General features: G+C 28.1%; 21 protein-coding genes. 11 read left to right on the forward strand and 10 right to left on the reverse strand.

Going from position 1 to position 16219, the window contains the following annotated elements; all coding sequences use genetic code 11:
• Positions 1–24: 24 nt before the first annotated feature.
• From fldA to L8V79_RS03400, 5 genes are all read right to left on the reverse strand, one after another.
• Entirely contained in the window at positions 25–516 is a 492-nt protein-coding gene (gene fldA, locus L8V79_RS03380) for a flavodoxin FldA (protein ID WP_240388293.1), read from the reverse strand.
• Entirely contained in the window at positions 517–1209 is a 693-nt protein-coding gene (locus L8V79_RS03385) for a hypothetical protein (RefSeq protein ID WP_263702475.1), read from the reverse strand. It abuts the gene before it with no gap.
• Between the two features lie 3 nt (positions 1210–1212).
• Positions 1213–1530 (reverse strand): DUF2325 domain-containing protein, encoded by a 318-nt coding sequence (locus L8V79_RS03390; RefSeq protein WP_012661148.1) that lies wholly within the window; start codon positions 1528–1530, stop codon positions 1213–1215.
• Positions 1531–1617: 87 nt separating this feature from the next.
• A complete protein-coding gene (gene truD / locus L8V79_RS03395) occupies positions 1618–2751 on the reverse strand; it encodes a tRNA pseudouridine(13) synthase TruD (protein WP_263702565.1) in 1134 nt (377 codons plus the stop codon).
• Positions 2720–3541 carry a thiamine-phosphate kinase gene (locus L8V79_RS03400; protein WP_263702477.1) on the reverse strand — a complete coding sequence of 274 codons (822 nt, stop codon included), beginning with the start codon at positions 3539–3541 and terminating at the stop codon, positions 2720–2722. The genes truD and L8V79_RS03400 overlap by 32 nt, the downstream gene beginning before the upstream one ends.
• Before the next feature lie 97 nt (positions 3542–3638).
• On the opposite strand from L8V79_RS03400, the gene L8V79_RS03405 reads away from it, so the two are divergent.
• From L8V79_RS03405 to L8V79_RS03455, 11 genes are read left to right on the forward strand one after another with little or no spacing between them, the layout of a single operon-like run.
• The gene (locus tag L8V79_RS03405; RefSeq protein ID WP_257396275.1) at positions 3639–4277 is read left to right on the forward strand and encodes a DUF5644 domain-containing protein; all 639 of its coding nucleotides are present in this window, start codon (positions 3639–3641) and stop codon (positions 4275–4277) included.
• Between the two features lie 10 nt (positions 4278–4287).
• On the forward strand, positions 4288–4992 hold the full coding sequence (locus L8V79_RS03410) for a hypothetical protein (RefSeq protein WP_263663829.1): 705 nt from the start codon (positions 4288–4290) through the stop codon (positions 4990–4992).
• Positions 4976–5371 (forward strand): hypothetical protein, encoded by a 396-nt coding sequence (locus L8V79_RS03415; RefSeq protein ID WP_263663828.1) that lies wholly within the window; start codon positions 4976–4978, stop codon positions 5369–5371. The genes L8V79_RS03410 and L8V79_RS03415 overlap by 17 nt, the downstream gene beginning before the upstream one ends.
• On the forward strand, positions 5364–6020 hold the full coding sequence (locus L8V79_RS03420; protein WP_263702479.1) for an RsmD family RNA methyltransferase: 657 nt from the start codon (positions 5364–5366) through the stop codon (positions 6018–6020). Before L8V79_RS03415 ends, L8V79_RS03420 begins: the two co-directional genes overlap by 8 nt.
• A 57-nt stretch (positions 6021–6077) precedes the next feature.
• A complete protein-coding gene (locus L8V79_RS03425; RefSeq protein ID WP_263702480.1) occupies positions 6078–7124 on the forward strand; it encodes a flagellar basal body P-ring protein FlgI in 1047 nt (348 codons plus the stop codon).
• Positions 7124–7489 carry a rod-binding protein gene (locus tag L8V79_RS03430; protein ID WP_039617679.1) on the forward strand — a complete coding sequence of 122 codons (366 nt, stop codon included), beginning with the start codon at positions 7124–7126 and terminating at the stop codon, positions 7487–7489. Before L8V79_RS03425 ends, L8V79_RS03430 begins: the two co-directional genes overlap by 1 nt.
• 60 nt (positions 7490–7549) lie before the next feature.
• On the forward strand, positions 7550–7756 hold the full coding sequence (locus L8V79_RS03435) for a hypothetical protein (protein WP_012661139.1): 207 nt from the start codon (positions 7550–7552) through the stop codon (positions 7754–7756).
• A 42-nt stretch (positions 7757–7798) separates the two neighbouring features.
• Positions 7799–8233, forward strand: coding sequence for a flagellar protein FlgN (locus tag L8V79_RS03440; protein ID WP_263702481.1), 435 nt, complete (start codon positions 7799–7801; stop codon positions 8231–8233).
• A gap of 10 nt (positions 8234–8243) precedes the next feature.
• Entirely contained in the window at positions 8244–10073 is a 1830-nt protein-coding gene (gene flgK / locus L8V79_RS03445) for a flagellar hook-associated protein FlgK (protein WP_263682762.1), read from the forward strand.
• Complete coding sequence (locus L8V79_RS03450; protein ID WP_263702482.1) at positions 10073–10822, forward strand: TIGR02757 family protein; 750 nt, start codon at positions 10073–10075, stop codon at positions 10820–10822. The genes flgK and L8V79_RS03450 overlap by 1 nt, the downstream gene beginning before the upstream one ends.
• Positions 10807–11559, forward strand: coding sequence for a TSUP family transporter (locus L8V79_RS03455; protein ID WP_263702484.1), 753 nt, complete (start codon positions 10807–10809; stop codon positions 11557–11559). Before L8V79_RS03450 ends, L8V79_RS03455 begins: the two co-directional genes overlap by 16 nt.
• Here the strand turns inward: L8V79_RS03455 and L8V79_RS03460 are convergent.
• The 5 genes from L8V79_RS03460 to L8V79_RS03480 are packed head-to-tail and all read right to left on the reverse strand — an operon-like array spanning position 11556 to position 16216.
• Positions 11556–12716, reverse strand: coding sequence for a type II secretion system F family protein (locus L8V79_RS03460; RefSeq protein WP_263702486.1), 1161 nt, complete (start codon positions 12714–12716; stop codon positions 11556–11558). The genes L8V79_RS03455 and L8V79_RS03460 overlap by 4 nt on opposite strands.
• The gene (locus L8V79_RS03465) at positions 12713–14227 is read right to left on the reverse strand and encodes a GspE/PulE family protein (RefSeq protein WP_263702488.1); all 1515 of its coding nucleotides are present in this window, start codon (positions 14225–14227) and stop codon (positions 12713–12715) included. Before L8V79_RS03465 ends, L8V79_RS03460 begins: the two co-directional genes overlap by 4 nt.
• Positions 14220–14549: a hypothetical protein gene (locus L8V79_RS03470; protein WP_263702490.1), complete on the reverse strand. Its 330-nt coding sequence runs from the start codon at positions 14547–14549 to the stop codon at positions 14220–14222. The genes L8V79_RS03465 and L8V79_RS03470 overlap by 8 nt, the downstream gene beginning before the upstream one ends.
• Positions 14530–15921 (reverse strand): pilus (MSHA type) biogenesis protein MshL, encoded by a 1392-nt coding sequence (mshL, locus tag L8V79_RS03475; protein ID WP_263702492.1) that lies wholly within the window; start codon positions 15919–15921, stop codon positions 14530–14532. Before mshL ends, L8V79_RS03470 begins: the two co-directional genes overlap by 20 nt.
• Positions 15893–16216 (reverse strand): hypothetical protein, encoded by a 324-nt coding sequence (locus L8V79_RS03480; RefSeq protein ID WP_263678564.1) that lies wholly within the window; start codon positions 16214–16216, stop codon positions 15893–15895. Before L8V79_RS03480 ends, mshL begins: the two co-directional genes overlap by 29 nt.
• Between the last annotated feature and the right edge of the window lie 3 nt (positions 16217–16219).

Raw genomic sequence — 16219 nt, forward strand, 5'->3', positions numbered from 1 at the left:
AGATGCCTTTTAGGCATCTAATTTTTAAGAAAAAGAAGGTTTAATTTGCTCTAACCAAGCATCAATTCTACTTTCTGTTAAATCCTCATGATTATCATTATCTAATGCTAGTCCTACAAACTTATCACCTTCTACGGCTTCACTTGATTCAAAAGTATAACCACCCGTAGAAACAGCACCTACCAAATTTGCACCCGCTGCTTTTAAAGCTTGAGCAAGTTTTCCCATAGCACTGCAATATGTATCTGAATAGCTTTCACTATCTCCCATACCAAAAACAGCAACAGTTTTACCGCTAAGATTTAAAGCTGAAAAATCAAAACCATCCCAATCATCTTGAAAATCACCACTTCCCCAAGTAGAAGTTCCACAAATTAATTTATCATAAGAATTAATTTTCTCTGCATCAATATCTGCGATATTTAATACATCTGAAATTCCTAATTTTTGAGCGATCATGTTTGCCGCACCTTCGGTATTACCCATTGAACTACCATAAATTACTGCTATTGACATTTAACATCTCCTTAAAATTTGATTATTAATAGTATAGGGAACTAATTTTAGCAAAGTTTTATTATTTTCGCATAAAAAATGTCTTATTTCTTCATGTTGAGTGAAATTTTTATTTCTTGGATACACAATATAAAATCTTTCAAAAGAATTTTCTTTTATAAATTGCAAAGCAAGCTCTATATCTTTATCACTATCTTTACAAAATAAAGGCATGACTGCCATTTTTTCATTAATAATAATGATATTTTTATAAATCTTTACTTTGGATTTGGTATTGCTTTTGCAAATTTTATCATATACAAAAGCCTCAAAAGCAACTTGTAAAGGCAAAGTAAAACTAGGTGATAAGAACACATTTTGTATTAATTTCGCTAAAGTATATTTTGGCATCTTTGCTTCAAGTTGTATTTGATTTAAATTTCCTTCTTTATAAGCTTTGATGATTTTATGAGAATATGGACAAAATTGTTTTATTTTGCTAAATCTCAAAGTCCTTTCTGTGCTCATATTTTGAATTTTTAACTCAAAAATATTTCTTAAACAGTCAGCTTTTTTTGCATAGATATAAGGTATTTTTAGATCATCTTCAACTAAAGAATTATATAAATTTAAAAAAATATGATTAATACTTTTTTGTTCTAAATCTCTAAATATTTTAGGTATAAAATCCTCTTTTTCATTAAATCCAAACATACACTAAGCCTTCTTTGCGCACTCATAGGTTTGATCAAGTCCAAAAACCTTACAATATTCACAATACACACAACTCACACTGCGTTTAGCACAAACTAAAGGTATATTGCGTTTTTTTGCCTCTGTTTTGATTTTTTTCATAGTATTATGATTTAAAAAACTAGTAAGCATAACTATACATTCAGTATTTTGTGGAATGGGTTTTCTATTTACCCTATTTTCATTTCTAGCATCCCAATGCTCTATGCTTTTTGCACCTAGGTTTGTCAAAACTGCTTTTATTGGGGTTATTTCATCCGCTCCGATAACCAAAACTGACATTGAGTTTTCCTTTTTATAAAAATGATAATTGTTATTATAATTTATAAAAGATAAATTTTTACTGATACTCAATATCAATTTTTTAAATTATATATTATGAGTTTGTTCAAAGATATCTGTGTGTAAAATTTCTTCTAAAATCACTGTGGCATACGAGCCTTTTTGTAAGAAAAACTCCAAAGTAAAATGAGCTTTTTCTTCATCATAATAACCTTTGCAATCTTGCAAATAAGACCACATAAAGCGCCTTGAACCTTGCATTTTATTTTTAAACTCATATGCAAAAGAAAAAATCTCATCTTCTAATTTTTTAGCTAAACCTTCGTTTGTTTCATAAGCTTTAGAGCCTATTAAAAGACCCATCGCGCTAATATCTTTTTGATTGAATCTTTCTACTTCACTTGATAAATCTTCACATATAAAACATTTACCAAAAGGATAATGTCCTAAAACTTCACCCTTTAAAAGTTTAAAAAACTGCTTTTGATTTTTTAAACTTTTGATTTCTTCTTTTTCTAAACCATAAATTTGTTTTATTTCTTTTTCACTAAAGTCATTAATAAAATGTGATAATTCCACCCTTTTGCTCAAATATCTATTAAAAAGCTCGCTTTGAAAAGCAGAAATTAAAAATTCTTGCATTTTTTTATTTTTGATTTTTTTGCCTTTTAAAATTTCTAGTCCTTGTGAAAAATTATCTTGAAATTTGCCAAAACGCTGATATCCAAAATAATTAGCAAAGCCTTGTTCTTGGATATTTTTAAAAGCTTGTTCTATTTTTAAAGCATCTACTTTTGAAACTTTTTTTAATCTTATAAAAAATGAATTTCCTTTTAAATGCCCTATTCTAAGTTTATTATCATGATAAAAACTTTCTATAATTTTCATCTTATCATGTTTAAAATTTTTTAGACTCTCTTCAAATTTTTTAGGCATAGAAATATATTGAAAAGTTAAGCCTTGTTTATCTTTTAAACCACTATAACCAAAATCTCTCATTTTAACACCGCTTTGCTCACTTAAAATTCTCAAAGCCTCGCTAGTGCTTAGATCTTTTTTTTGTATATGTAAAATTAAATGTTCACCTTTACCACTAAATTCATACAAAGGCTTTTCTCTTACTACAAAATCATTACTATTTTTTGAAAAATACACATTTATCGGGCTGTGTTTTAAAGTATATAAGGGCTTAAAAATGATGTTCTCTTCCATAAAATTTATACCTTCCTGTTGTTGTTTTTGCAAAAATATTTAGTTTAATTCTATGCTTTTTTGCCATATTTTGTATAAATGCTTTATGTTTTTTATCAAAAGCAAATAAAATTTCATATTCTTCTGCACTATTTAAGCTAAATTTATCTAATTTTTTAAAAAATTTTGCATTAAGTTGATTTTGAAACAATATTCTTGATAAGTCTTTATTTAAACCATCTGAAATATCCATACTTACTCTAACTTTTTTTGCTATATCATAAAAAAATTTTTGTCTCAAACTAGGTTTTATAAAACGATGTTTAGAATGCAATTTTCCACCGCGAAATAATATATTTAAACCTTTTAAACTCTCACCTAATTTCCCACTAAAAGCAAGCAAATCTCCTTTTTTCAAACCTTTTCTAAAAATAGCGCTTTTATTTACCTTAGAAATAATAGTTATGCTAATATTGATTTTATTATCCGCTATGGTATCTCCGCCTATAATTTGTACTCCAAATTCTTTTGCACTATCTAGCAAGCCTTTTTGCAAGGCTTTAACTTGTTTCATATCTAAACATTTTGGCAAAGAAAGTCCTAAAAGAGCGTATTTTGGTGTAGCATTCATAGCAATTGCATCAGAAATATTAACAAGCATAGCCTTTGCTCCAATTTGTTCTAAACTCATCCAAGAGCGCTTAAAATGCACGTCTTCACAAAATAAATCTTTAGAATAACAATATCCATCGATAATTGCCCCATCGTCTCCATTGATAGAATTAGCAAAGGCGTTGATAATAAATTTTTCTTTATCCATGTGAATATTTTATACAAAAAGCTTTTAATTTTATATAATAATCAAATTTTTATAAGTTTAAAATGTATATAATGAAAAATAATACCAAGGATAAAATATGCAAATAACTTTAAGAATTTTTCGTTTTGATAAAGATAGTGATTATTTAGCTTATTATAAACCTTATGTTTATGATAGTAAAAATTTTAAAAGTGTTTATGATGTTTTAAGTCAAATTAAAAAAGATGACATATATTTTGATTTTGAAGAAAATCCAGAAAGTTGTATTAAAGTCAATCAAGTTACAATCAGACAAAGAAGAGATTTAAATAATATCATAGAAAGATTTGGCAAAGAACTTACCATAGAACCACTTGATACCAAAAGAGCAACCAAAGATTTAATCATGGATAAAAGTGATTTTTTAGAAAAACTCGAACTTTTTAAAGGACTTATTGATATACACGATATAGAACTTTATAAACAATATGATTTTTTATATTACACAAGTGAAGTTAGGGAATTTTTACCTGAATATCTTGGCGATAGCTTTTTTGTATTTGCTTATAAAATGCTACTTAAATACCCAGAAAAAGCACCTCAATTTTTAAAATTAGTCGCAGATGAAGAAAAAGGAATTTATTATCACACAAAATTTAAAAATTTTATTTCTTCAAATGAGCTTGATTATGAATCTTATATTAAAGAATTAAAAGTTATGCTTGTAAAATCAGGCCTTGCAAGAAGTATTTTTTAAGGAATGAGTAATGTACAAAATCTACACCAATAGCAATAATGATTTATTTTGTTATTTTGATATTATCAAAGATGCTTTAGATAAAGTTGGAGTTCAAAGCACATTATGCGAAAAGCCTTTGGGTAAAAATTATTTTATTATTGATTATGATCCAAAAGATATCTTAGATGAATATTCTAGAATGATGGATGAGGATAATATTTTAGCTTGTGAATGTAGCTCTTATGAAATTATGAGTAAAATTGAAAAAATCCAATATGCTCCAAAGATTTTTTTAGATCATCTTAAACAAGAACACATTAAGCATTTTTTTGAACAATTTAATATAGGTGTATATCAGGGATTTTCGGATGCAAGCTGCTCTTTAGAACTTGCCAAAGTGCTTAAAGCAAATGTAATAGATTTTGAAAGAAAATACAAAAGTTGTGGCTATAGTTTTTTAAATTTAAACACCCAATTAGCATACAAATGTGCAGCTTCTGTCGTATTAGATGCTTATGATAATGGTTGTGATTTTTTAGTAGTTGAGGATTTTTATTCTTTTTATATGTTTGATAAATGTTATAAAGAATTACAAGTTATTTCAAATAGAAATTTTGAAGATTTTTATATTTTAACTTTTGCAGAGCTTGCAAATTTAGCTCTAGGTATAGTACCATACACTTTAAAAAAACACAAATTAAAAGTGAGTTTAGTCAATGAAAATCGCTCTTGAATGTAAGGATTTAATTTTAGAAAAAACTTTAGAAATCGCTTTGAGGGATTTTTTAGTTTTAAAAAAAGATTGTGATTTTTTAGTCTGTGATGAAAAAGTTAACACGCAAAAACCACAATTTATCATCAATAAAAAATCAAATTTTTTATCTCATCCTTTTAATATAGAGGAATTACTTAATGCTTTAAATGATTTCAATGCAAGTTTACAAAGTATTGCTTATAAAATAGCCATGCGTGAAAAAAAACTTATGAATCAAAAATGCGAAGCCATTTTAGAGCAATTACGTCAAGAAAGTCATGAAAAAATCGATGCAATATTTGATCTTTACAAAACAGAGTTAAAAAATCTTATCAAAGAAGAAAATAATAATGCATAAAATACAAGAATATCAAAGCGTAAAAGATTTTTTAAAAAATTACAAAGAAGATAAAAAAACAAACTCAAAAAAACAAACTCAAAAAATTTACACCACCATAGAAAGTGGAATCTATAAAGGTAAAAAAATTTTACTTCCTAGTCTAGACACCACAAGAAGCACCAAAAGCATAGTAAAATCTTGCGTTTTTAATGTTTTACGTTTTTCTTTACAAGATAAGGTTTTCATAGAAGCCTTTGGAGGAAGTGCTCTAATGGCATTAGAGGCAAGAAGTAATGGCTGCTTAAAAAGTTATGCTATAGAAAAAGATAAAAAAGCTTATGAAATCGCTTTAAAAAATGCTTCCAATATTGATCAAAATACCATTTGCTTTAATGATGATACTTTTAAAAAAACCCCTCAAATTATTCAAAATTCCAAAGAAGATATTATTTTATATCTTGATCCACCCTTTGATATTAGAGAAGGTTTTTTTGATATTTACGAAAAAACTTTAAAGTTGATAGAAAATATAAAAAATTCAAATGTTAAAATCATCATCATAGAACATCACAGCACTTTTAAAACTCCAGCTAAAATACAAAATTACAAAAAAACAAAAGAAAAAAAATTTGGCTCAACCACTCTAAGTTTTTACTCCTTTATATAAATTTGGAACCTTTTTTGCTTTAATTTATGAAAATAGCATAGATTAAAGGAAGAATCGATGAGAATATTATTTTTGTGCTTAGTACTAAGTCTAAGCATTTTTGCAGCTACTATTAAAGAACTTACCAATGTAGTAGGTGTTAGAGATAACCAACTTATAGGATATGGTTTGGTTGTTGGTTTAAATGGAAGCGGAGATGGTACAAGTAGCGAATTTACTCTACAATCTATTTCAAATATGCTTCAGGGTATGAATGTAAAAGTTAGCCCAGGTGATATAAAGTCAAAAAATACAGCAGCAGTAATGGTTACAGCAAAACTTCCTGCTTTTGCAAGAAGTGGGGATAAGCTTGATGTAAGTGTGGCTTCTTTAGGCGATGCCAAATCTTTACAAGGTGGAACCTTGCTTATGACAGCTCTAAAAGGGGTTGATGGAGAAATTTATGCAGTAGCTCAAGGCTCTTTAGCTATAGGTGGACTTAGCCCAAGACCAGGTGCAGCAGGAACACACTCAACCTCAGCAAATGTTATTAATGGTGCAGTCGTAGAAAGAGAAATTCCACAAAACTTTAGCCAAAGTGAAGATTTGATTTTAAGTTTAAAAGAAGCGGATTTTAAAACGGCTAATAATATAGAAAGAGTTTTAAATACTATTTTTGATACAGATATAGCAAAAGCTTTGGATTCTAGAACTATAAAATTAACAAAACCTGAAGAATTTTCTCATGTTGAATTTATGGCAAGAGTATTAGAACAAGATATAGCTTATACTCCAGAAAGTAAAGTGATCATCGATGAAAGAACAGGAACTATAGTAGCGGGAGTAAATATAGAAGTTGAACCTATATTAATTACTCATAAAGATATCACTATAAAAATCGATCCAAACAATACCGTAGCTTTAGGACAAAATGAAATCGATATGAAAGATGGTGGTATTTTAGATCCAGTATCTAATACTTTAAAAATCACAAACAATAAAACAACAGTAGCAAACATAGCTAGAATGCTAAATAAACTTGGAGCAGCGCCAAATGATATCATAGCTATTATGCAAAATTTAAAAAGAGCTGGTGCAATTAGTGCTGAATTGGAGGTGATATGATGAGAGTTGATAATTATTTAGCGAGCAAAAACTATAGTAGCGAACTTTATGAAAGTATTACTAAACACAACAATAGCTACAAGGCTGCTAAAAACTATGCAGATAGTGCTTTTAAAAATGATTTAACTCATATACAAGCATTAAATGATGAAGATAAAGCTTTAAAAGAACAAACTGATGCTTTTGAAGCTTTTTTAATCAAAAGTGTTTTAGATATTTCTTTAAAACAAGAAAATTCTTTATTTGGAAAAGATGCAAGTGATGAAATTTATTCATCTATGTACAATGATACTATGAGTAAAGCATTAAGCGGGGGGTTAGGTTTTTCAAAATTATTATTTGATTATTTAAAAGAAAGGGGTTAAGTTATTTTTTTAAGTGTCGATATAGTTCTTAGAGTTTTTCAATAGAACTGGAGGCTTAAAATGATAAACCCTATACATCAAAGTTATGTAGCTCAGGTTGCTACTAATGATATAAATAAAACAGAAAACAAAGAAAACAACAAGGCAAAAGAAACTCAAAAGGCAGAAGAAAGTAAAGCATCTTTAATTGCTTCTCAAATTAAAAATGGCGAGTACAAAATCAATCTACAAGCCACTTCTAAAGCAATAGCAGATTCTTTATTATAATTTTTATCCTTTTTTGGGTTGCTGCCTAAGAAAGGATAAAAAATGGTTAAACAATATTTAGATGAAACAAATTCTATTTTAGAAAAACTCATCAATCTTACTTTAGAAGATATAGCACAAATTCAAGCTGCTAATCATAAACATGTAAGTAAAAGTGTTGAAGATAAAACTAAACTTATAAATGACTTCCAAATTGCTAAAAAAAATCTTGACAAGGCTTTGATAGAACTTAGTAACCAAGGAAACAATAAAGGCTTAGATGAGCTTTTGGATGACGAAGATAAAGAAAAACTTGCTCTTTTAAAGCAAAATTTAAACACCTTACACCAAAAAAATAAAGAATATGCCAAACTAGCTCTTATTATTAAAAATTTTTACGACAATCTTTTAAATGCAATGTTTGAACAAAATGGAACAAATAATGCTTATGGAGACAATAAAACAATTCCAGATTCATTATTTAAGATTAATGTTTAAAGGCTAAGTCATGGGAATTTTTGATAGCTTATATACCGGAGTTAGTGGCATAAGAGCTGCTGAGCTTCAAATTAACACAACAGGTAATAATATTGCCAATGCAGACGCAGTATTTTACACTAGACAAAGAGCTGTGCAAAGCTCAGGTATGTCTCTTGATAGAGGTGGTTTACACCTAGGAACAGGCACACAAATTGACACCATAAAACGATTGCACGATGAGCACTCTTATTATGAGTTAAAAAATGCCACTACTCAACAAAATTATACAAATTATTTAGGACAAATTTTACAAGAAGCAAGCCAAAGATTTCCTGATATGCAAGGAACTGGTATTTTACAAGATTATAAAAATTATTATGATGCATGGAATAATTTTGCTTCTAATCCAAGTGATGGAGCAAGTAAAATAGATCTTGTTAATAGCGCAAATACATTAACTCAAAACATACAAAAAACCCTACAAGATCTTAGCAAAATGCAACAAACTGTCAACGAGCAAATCAGACAAACTGTAGATGAGATCAATAATATTGGTCAAGAAATTGCAAATATCAACAAACAACTTGAAAATGAAGAAGTTTTACCTACTGATAATGCAAATCAATTAAGAGATAGAAGAGATGAACTTGAACTTAGACTTTCAAAATTAGTTGATGCAGTAGCTTGGAAAGGGAAAAGCTCTCAAGATAGCACCCTAGAATCTACTATGACTGATTCTGGAAGATATTATGATTTAAGTATTCAAGGTTTTAGCATAGTCAATGGCTCTAGCTTTCATCCTTTAAAATTAGATGATAATAATCCTAATGGATTTTATCAAATTTATTATGAAGTAAATGATGAAAACCGCTATGATTTAACTAGTAAAATTTCAGGTGGACAACTTGGAGCTCAGCTTGACCTTAGAGGTAGAAACTATGATGGCAATCACGATACTTACAGCGATGGAAAATTGCAAGAGTATAAAGATATGCTCAATACCTTTACAAAAACACTTATAACTCAAACTAATAATGTCTATGCTCAAGCAGCAACTGATAAAGTAAATTCGGATGATTTAAAAGGCTTAAAACCTGATACTTCTTTAATGAGTTATGATAAAAATATCCAAGCAGGAAGCTTTGACATCACAATTTATGATGAAAAAGGTAATGCAGTAGCTACTAGAACTATAAAAATTGATGTTAATACCACCATAGAAGATGTTGTTAAGCAAATCAATGCAGATATTGATGATAACAAAGATGGTGTTAGTGGTAATGATTTAAATGATTATTTTCAAGCCTTTTATCATTATGATGGACAAAGTGATAGTGGAAATTTCCAAATCAATGGCTTAAAAAAGGGTTATAAAATAGCTTTTAAAGACAATGGTACAAATTTCCCAGGGGCTTTAAATGTATCTTCATTTTTTAATGGTCAAGATGCAAGCAATATCAATGTAAATTCAAGCATTAGAAATGATCCAAATAGCTTAAAAGCAAGCTCAAATGGAGTTGATGGAAACAATGATGTAGCCAATGCTATGTTGCAACTTCAAAATCAAAAAGTAAATTTTTATAATAAAGATGGTACAGTTGATACTATGTCTTTAGATGGATATTATAGAAAATTTACAGGTCAAATTGCTTCAGATGCTGAAAGCAATGGTTTTGCGCATGCAACTAATATGACAGTATTTAATACAGCCTATGCAGAATATCAATCAAAAAGTGGCGTAAATACTAACGAAGAATTAGCAGCGCTTATACAATATCAAGCAAGTTATGGCGCTGCAGCTAAAATCGTAACCACTGTTGATCAAATGCTTGAAACCTTACTTGGTTTAAAATCTTAATGCAAATGAAAGCTCTTTTAGATGAGGCTATTTTAAGTAAAAATACTCAAAAAGAGCTTTTCTCTCATCCTGATCCTTTGCAAATTGCAAGTGTTTATAAAGATGAAACCATAGCTTTGCTTTGCGCTTTATTTGCTTATGGAAATGCTAAAAATATTGTAAATTTTTTAAAAAAACTTGATTTTTCTTTGTTTGAAAGAAATGATGAGATTATTAAAAAAGAATGCAAAGATCTAAAATACCGCTTTCAAAACTCTCAAGACATAGCTCAAATTTTTATCACACTTAAACGCTTAAAAAATGAAGATAGCATAGAAAATATTTTTACCAAGGCTTATCAAAAAGAACAAAATATCACACAAGCAATAAAATTTTTTATAGAAACAATTTATAAGCTTAATCCTTATAAAAGCTATGGTTATGAGTTTTTCTTTTCAAAAGAATTTAAAACTCCAAAAGGTCCTTTAAAAAGATACAATATGTATCTTAGGTGGATGGTAAGAAAAGATGAGCTTGATTTGGGTTTGTTTAAAAATATCGATAAAAAAGATTTACTTATACCCTTAGATACCCATACTCATAAAGTTTCATTAAAACTTAAGCTTTTAAAGCGTAAGATTTATGATTTTAAAAGTGTTTTAGAGCTTACTCAAAGTCTTAAAAAATTTGATCCACAAGATCCTATAAAATATGATTTTGCTCTATATAGAATCGGACAAAACAAGGAAAGCTTATGGAGCTTGAATTAACTTATTATGTGATTTTATTTTTTGTTGCTGCTTTTGCAGGCTGTGTTGATGCGATTGTAGGTGGTGGTGGACTTATTACTATACCTGCTTTATTTGCTTGCGGGATCCCTCCTCATTTAGCCCTAGCCACCAATAAACTTCAAAGCACTTTTGGCTCACTTACTGCGGTTTTATCTTATAGAAAACATATGAATATAGAAAAAATTGCCTTAGGTATTTTATTTACCGCAATTGGAGCTGTTATTGGTACTTATGCAGTTTTACTAATAGATCAAAACGCTGTTAAAATCATTGTGCTAATATGCCTAGCTTTAGTTTTTCTTTATACTATTTTTAAGCCTAATTTAGGAAATGTTCATAATGAAGCAAAAATGAGCGCCACAAGCTTTCAAGTCACTTTTGGTTTATTGCTTGGCTTTTATGATGGCTTTTTAGGGCCTGGAACTGGGTCTTTTTGGATTTTTGCTTGTGTAATATTTCTTGGTTTTAGTATGAAAAATGCAAGCATTAATACTAAAATCTTAAATTTCACTAGCAATGTAGTGGCTTTAGGAGTGTTTTTATACTCTTATGAAGTACTTTGGAAAGTTGGTATTTTAATGGGTATAGGCCAAGTCTTAGGTGCCTTTGTAGGCTCAAAACTAGTCTTAAAAACACAAGGAACTTTTATCAAAAAACTCTTTTTAACTATGGTTGCTTTAACTATAGCTAAGGTTGCTTATGATTATCTTGTTTAAATTCCTTGACTAATTTGCCACATAGGTAAAAATACACCCAAGGCTAAAACTAAAATCAAACTCGCCATAAAAATTGTCATCAAAGGCTCTAAAACACTTAAAAGTCTTTGAGTGTAATTTTCTTTTTTATGTTCATAAAATAAAGCAAGCTCGTAAGTACTCTCATCTAGTTTAGAACTTTTTAAAGCTAAATTTAACATTCTTATCACAAAAGAATCAAAAAGCTTTGTCTTAGAAAAAGCTTGAGCTAAATCAAGTCCTGATTCAAATGAAGTCTTTATAATAAACATTTTGTTTTTAAAAAAATGATTTTCTATACCTTCACAAGCAAGCTCAAAAGATCTTTTTATATCCACCCCTGCTTTCAATAAATAAGAAAAAATCAAGAAAAAACAAAATTTATCTTGATAAAATATTATCTTTCCAAAAATGGGAGAATAAAAAAGAATTTTATGAAAAAACAAAGACTTTCTAAAAGAGTAAGCAAGCATTATAAAAAATCCCATACCTAATAAAATAAATACATAAAAATGTTTAAAAAAATCTCCTAAAACAAAAAGAATTTGAGTGATTTTTGGCAAATCTAGTTCAAGTTGCAAAAATAAAGTTTTAAATTCAGGCAAAACCAAAATCATCAGTACAAAAAAAGCTAAAATAATACATGTAAAAACAAAAAGTGGATAAGTTATAGACTTTTTAAACTGCTTAAAACTATGAAGGTTTTTCTCTTTTAGATTAATGATAATCTCAAAAGCCTTATATAAATCCTCCTTACCGTCACAAATTTTTAAAACAGCACATTCTCTAGAATTTAAAACACCTCTAAAAGCTTCATTATAAGAGCTTCCATTTTTGAGTTTATTATAAATCACACTAAATATTTTAGCTATATGCACATCATGATTTGATCTTGCAAATTCTAAAATAGCTTCTTGTAAGCTTAATCCTGCTTTTAAAATCATACTTAAATCTTTAAGGATAAAAATAAGCTCTTCTTCTTTAATTTTATGTTTTGTTGTCCCAAAGTATTCTTCAACACTAATTATATTTTCAAATGATTTTTGTGCAAGATTTCTGGCTTCATATAGATTTTTGGCTTTAATTATACTTTGCTTTTGCTCTTGTTTTAAGATATAAGAAATAATAAATTTTTTCAAAAACCAATCTTTCTTAGCTCATCTACACTTGTTAAACCAAGCTTAACTTTTTCCAAAGCATCCATACCTAAAGTTAAAAAGCCTTTTTTTAAAGCATATGTTAAAATATTTTCATAATTTGCATTATTTTCTATCATACTTTTTAAATTATGGTCTAAATATAAAAACTCAGCCACCATTAAGCGCCCTTTATATCCACTATACATACACTTAACACAACCCTTTGCCTTATAAAATTTTCCTTCAAAAACTTGATTTTGAAAATGAAATTTTTCATCGCTAGCTACTTTACATTCACATAATTTTCTTACCAAACGTTGGGCTATGATCAAATTAAGCGCATAAGCTATTAAATACTCTTTTGCACCCATGTGTTTCATTCTAAAAATAGCTTCTATAGCACCATTAGTATGCAAGGTGCTTAAAACTAAATGTCCACTTAAAGAAGCTTTTAAAACTATATCCAAACTCTCCTCATCTCTGATTTCACCCACCATAATCACATCAGGATCTTGCCTTAAAACCGCTCTTAAAGCTTTGTGAAAATCAAAACCAGTTTTAGAATTTAACAAAATTTGCTGAGCATGTTTAAGTTTATATTCTATAGGATCTTCTAGAGTAATGATTTTTTTATTTTGATCAAGCTCGTTTAAAATAGCATGCATAAAAGTGCTTTTACCACTCCCCGTTGGCCCGCAAAATAAAATCAAACCATAAGGTGCGTTCATGCATTTTTTCAAATAGATTAAATTTTCTTCTTTAATAAAAAGTCTATCAAGTTTTAAAACATGCTCATCTTGTTTTAAAATCCTAACCACCACACTTTGCCCAAATAACAAAGGCATAATTGAAATTCTAAAGTCATACTTTTGCTCTAAGATTATCTTAGAAAAACTCCCATCTTGAGCTTGTCTTTGTTCGGCTACATTAAGCAAGGCAATGATTTTTATATGCATTAATAAAGCCTGATAAGAATCCACATCAAGACTATGGATATATTTTAATTCTCCATCTATTCTAAATCTTATCAAAACTTCATTTTCCAAAGGCTCCAAGTGAATATCACTTGCTCTTAAAAAACAAGCATAAGTTAAAATTAAATTCAAAAACTGCTCTAATAAAAACTCATCTTTATTTTCATCACTTTTTAAATTAAGCTCTAATTTATCAAGATAGTTTTGAAAGCAAATTAAAAATTTAATCCTTTCTAGCAAGAATTTAAATTGTGTAACATCGCAAAGAAAAATTTTAATAACCTTTAAGCGGTATAAATTTTGTATTTTTTCTAAAATACTCTCATCTAAAGGTTTTAAAGAAGCTATATGAATATTTTCATCATCTTCATAAAAACAAAAAATATTATATTGTTCTATTAAAGAAAAAGGCAAAACATGAAGATATTTTTCTATTTTAAGAGTTTGATTTAAGTCTAAAATTTCCAATTTATACTCTAAAGCCAATTCTTGCAAAGAAAGTTCATTTAAAGCTTTTATTGTTTTTGCATCATTCAAAATAATTTCCTAAAAGTTTTTCATACTCTTCTTTAGCTCTTAAAGCATCTTCATACTTTCCAAGTTTTAATTTAGCATTGATAAAAACTAACCATGCTTCTTTTTCCAACAACTCAAATTCATTTGCCTCAATAGCCCAAAAAACGGCCTTTTGATAATCTTTTATTTGATAAAAATATTTAGCCAAATTTAAAGCATTTTCATAACTTGGGTGATTAATAAATTTTTCATAGAATGTATTTTGCTCAAAATTTTCATTTTGAATATTCATTGCATTTAAAAAAGACAAACAAATTAAAAAATTAAAACATATCATCTTCATGTTCAAAACCTAATTCTTTCAAACTTAATACTTTTTTATCAGCTCTTATTAAACTTGGCTTGATGATAAAAACTATTTCACTAATATCTTCTAAATTTTGCTTTCCTTGAAATAAAGCACCAAAAAGTGGTATTTTAGATAAAGCACTTACTTCATTATGGTTACTAATCGTATTTTTACTAATCAATCCACCCAAAATTAAAGTTTGTCCATCATCAACTTCAACTACAGTAGAAAGCTTTTTTTGTATAGTATCTGGTGCTATATTTCTTGGTTTATTTTGTCTATGATTATCAACACTATATTTAAAATCACTCAAACTAGGATTAATCCTAAGCATGATTTTATGATCATCTGAAATTTCTGGCAAAATATTTAGTAAAATTCCTACAAAAATAGAATAATTATTATAAGTTTCACTAATAGTTGTACCATTTTCAGTACCCTTAGAGCTTTCTTTTACTTGATAATTAATCGTATCACCTATGGAAATAATAGCTTGCTGATTATTAAGTGCCATAAGTTTTGGGTTAGAAAGTACAGTAGTTTTGCCATTTTCTTGTAATAAATTTAAAATAGCCTTAGTTTCAACATTAGCTTTAAGATTAATATTTTTAACACCGCCTTTATTGATTATAAAATCATTATCATCTCCATTAAGTTTAAAAGCAAGCTCTTGCCAATTAATCCCGCTTGAATGACTTTTATTTAAATGTACTGCAACTATACTTACATCAATTAAAACTTGTTTTTTAAGTCTTTTATTTAAATCTTTTAAATATTTTTCAACCCTTGTAAGCTCATACAAAGTAGCATTTAAAGTGATAATCCCTGCATTAGTATTAATAATAGGTTTAGTTGTATTTTCATCTAATAAAGCTTGTATTTCTTCTGAAATTTTTTCCCAAAAATCAAATTTATCCGTGCTAATGACCAAATTATCTGCTTCTTTAGCACTATCATAATCGCCCTGTTTAGGTCTTGAATCCACTGAAGCTTTAGTAATGCTTTGCCCTTCTCTAATAGAGCTTATATAATGCACTTTAAAAGTTTTAACTTGTCTTCCATAAATTTTTAAAATATTTTTTTCATATTCATAAGCAAGATTATTTTCCATCAATAAAAGTTTAAAAATTTCTCTTAAAGACATTTTTCTTATGTGCAAATAATTTTGAGTATGATTTAACTTTTCTCTAGCTAATGAATCTTTTATTATAATACTAAAACCACATTCTCTACCAAGTTCATTTAAAATTTCAATCAAAGAAGTTTTATTTTCTACACTTATATCAAAAAAGCGTTGATGACACTGTGAAGCAAAAACATTTGTAAAAGTTAAGATGCTAATAAATAAAAATATTATTTTTTTCATACAATTTTAAAACCATGATTTTTTCTTCCTTTATCAATACAACTTGAGAATTTTTAATCTCAACAATCTTAAAACCTTCAATATCATCATTTAAAGCATACCATTTATCATTAATCTTAACTTTATTAGAAATGATAGCTTGCAAAGAAAAATCAGATTTTATATTTGTAGTCTTTTGAAAAAAAGGATCTTGAATCAAAGAAAAATCAATATTACTGCAATCTTGATTCAAAAATGGGTACTTAGCACCAAAAGCACTAAGCACCCATAAACTCACAAGTAAAAATCGAAGCAAATT

This window comes from Campylobacter sp. IFREMER_LSEM_CL2194, from assembly GCF_025771685.1.
Lineage (GTDB): Bacteria > Campylobacterota > Campylobacteria > Campylobacterales > Campylobacteraceae > Campylobacter_D.

Coding starts and splice junctions, on each gene's coding strand:
- fldA (WP_240388293.1), bottom strand. CDS start 516: ATGTCAATAGCAGTAATTTATGGTAGTTCAATGGGTAATACCGAAGGT.
- L8V79_RS03385 (WP_263702475.1), bottom strand. CDS start 1,209: ATGTTTGGATTTAATGAAAAAGAGGATTTTATACCTAAAATATTTAGA.
- L8V79_RS03390 (WP_012661148.1), bottom strand. CDS start 1,530: ATGTCAGTTTTGGTTATCGGAGCGGATGAAATAACCCCAATAAAAGCA.
- L8V79_RS03400 (WP_263702477.1), bottom strand. CDS start 3,541: ATGGATAAAGAAAAATTTATTATCAACGCCTTTGCTAATTCTATCAAT.
- L8V79_RS03405 (WP_257396275.1), top strand. CDS start 3,639: ATGCAAATAACTTTAAGAATTTTTCGTTTTGATAAAGATAGTGATTAT.
- L8V79_RS03410 (WP_263663829.1), top strand. CDS start 4,288: ATGTACAAAATCTACACCAATAGCAATAATGATTTATTTTGTTATTTT.
- L8V79_RS03415 (WP_263663828.1), top strand. CDS start 4,976: ATGAAAATCGCTCTTGAATGTAAGGATTTAATTTTAGAAAAAACTTTA.
- L8V79_RS03420 (WP_263702479.1), top strand. CDS start 5,364: ATGCATAAAATACAAGAATATCAAAGCGTAAAAGATTTTTTAAAAAAT.
- L8V79_RS03425 (WP_263702480.1), top strand. CDS start 6,078: ATGAGAATATTATTTTTGTGCTTAGTACTAAGTCTAAGCATTTTTGCA.
- L8V79_RS03430 (WP_039617679.1), top strand. CDS start 7,124: ATGAGAGTTGATAATTATTTAGCGAGCAAAAACTATAGTAGCGAACTT.
- L8V79_RS03435 (WP_012661139.1), top strand. CDS start 7,550: ATGATAAACCCTATACATCAAAGTTATGTAGCTCAGGTTGCTACTAAT.
- L8V79_RS03440 (WP_263702481.1), top strand. CDS start 7,799: ATGGTTAAACAATATTTAGATGAAACAAATTCTATTTTAGAAAAACTC.
- flgK (WP_263682762.1), top strand. CDS start 8,244: ATGGGAATTTTTGATAGCTTATATACCGGAGTTAGTGGCATAAGAGCT.
- L8V79_RS03450 (WP_263702482.1), top strand. CDS start 10,073: ATGCAAATGAAAGCTCTTTTAGATGAGGCTATTTTAAGTAAAAATACT.
- L8V79_RS03455 (WP_263702484.1), top strand. CDS start 10,807: ATGGAGCTTGAATTAACTTATTATGTGATTTTATTTTTTGTTGCTGCT.
- L8V79_RS03470 (WP_263702490.1), bottom strand. CDS start 14,549: ATGAAGATGATATGTTTTAATTTTTTAATTTGTTTGTCTTTTTTAAAT.
- mshL (WP_263702492.1), bottom strand. CDS start 15,921: ATGAAAAAAATAATATTTTTATTTATTAGCATCTTAACTTTTACAAAT.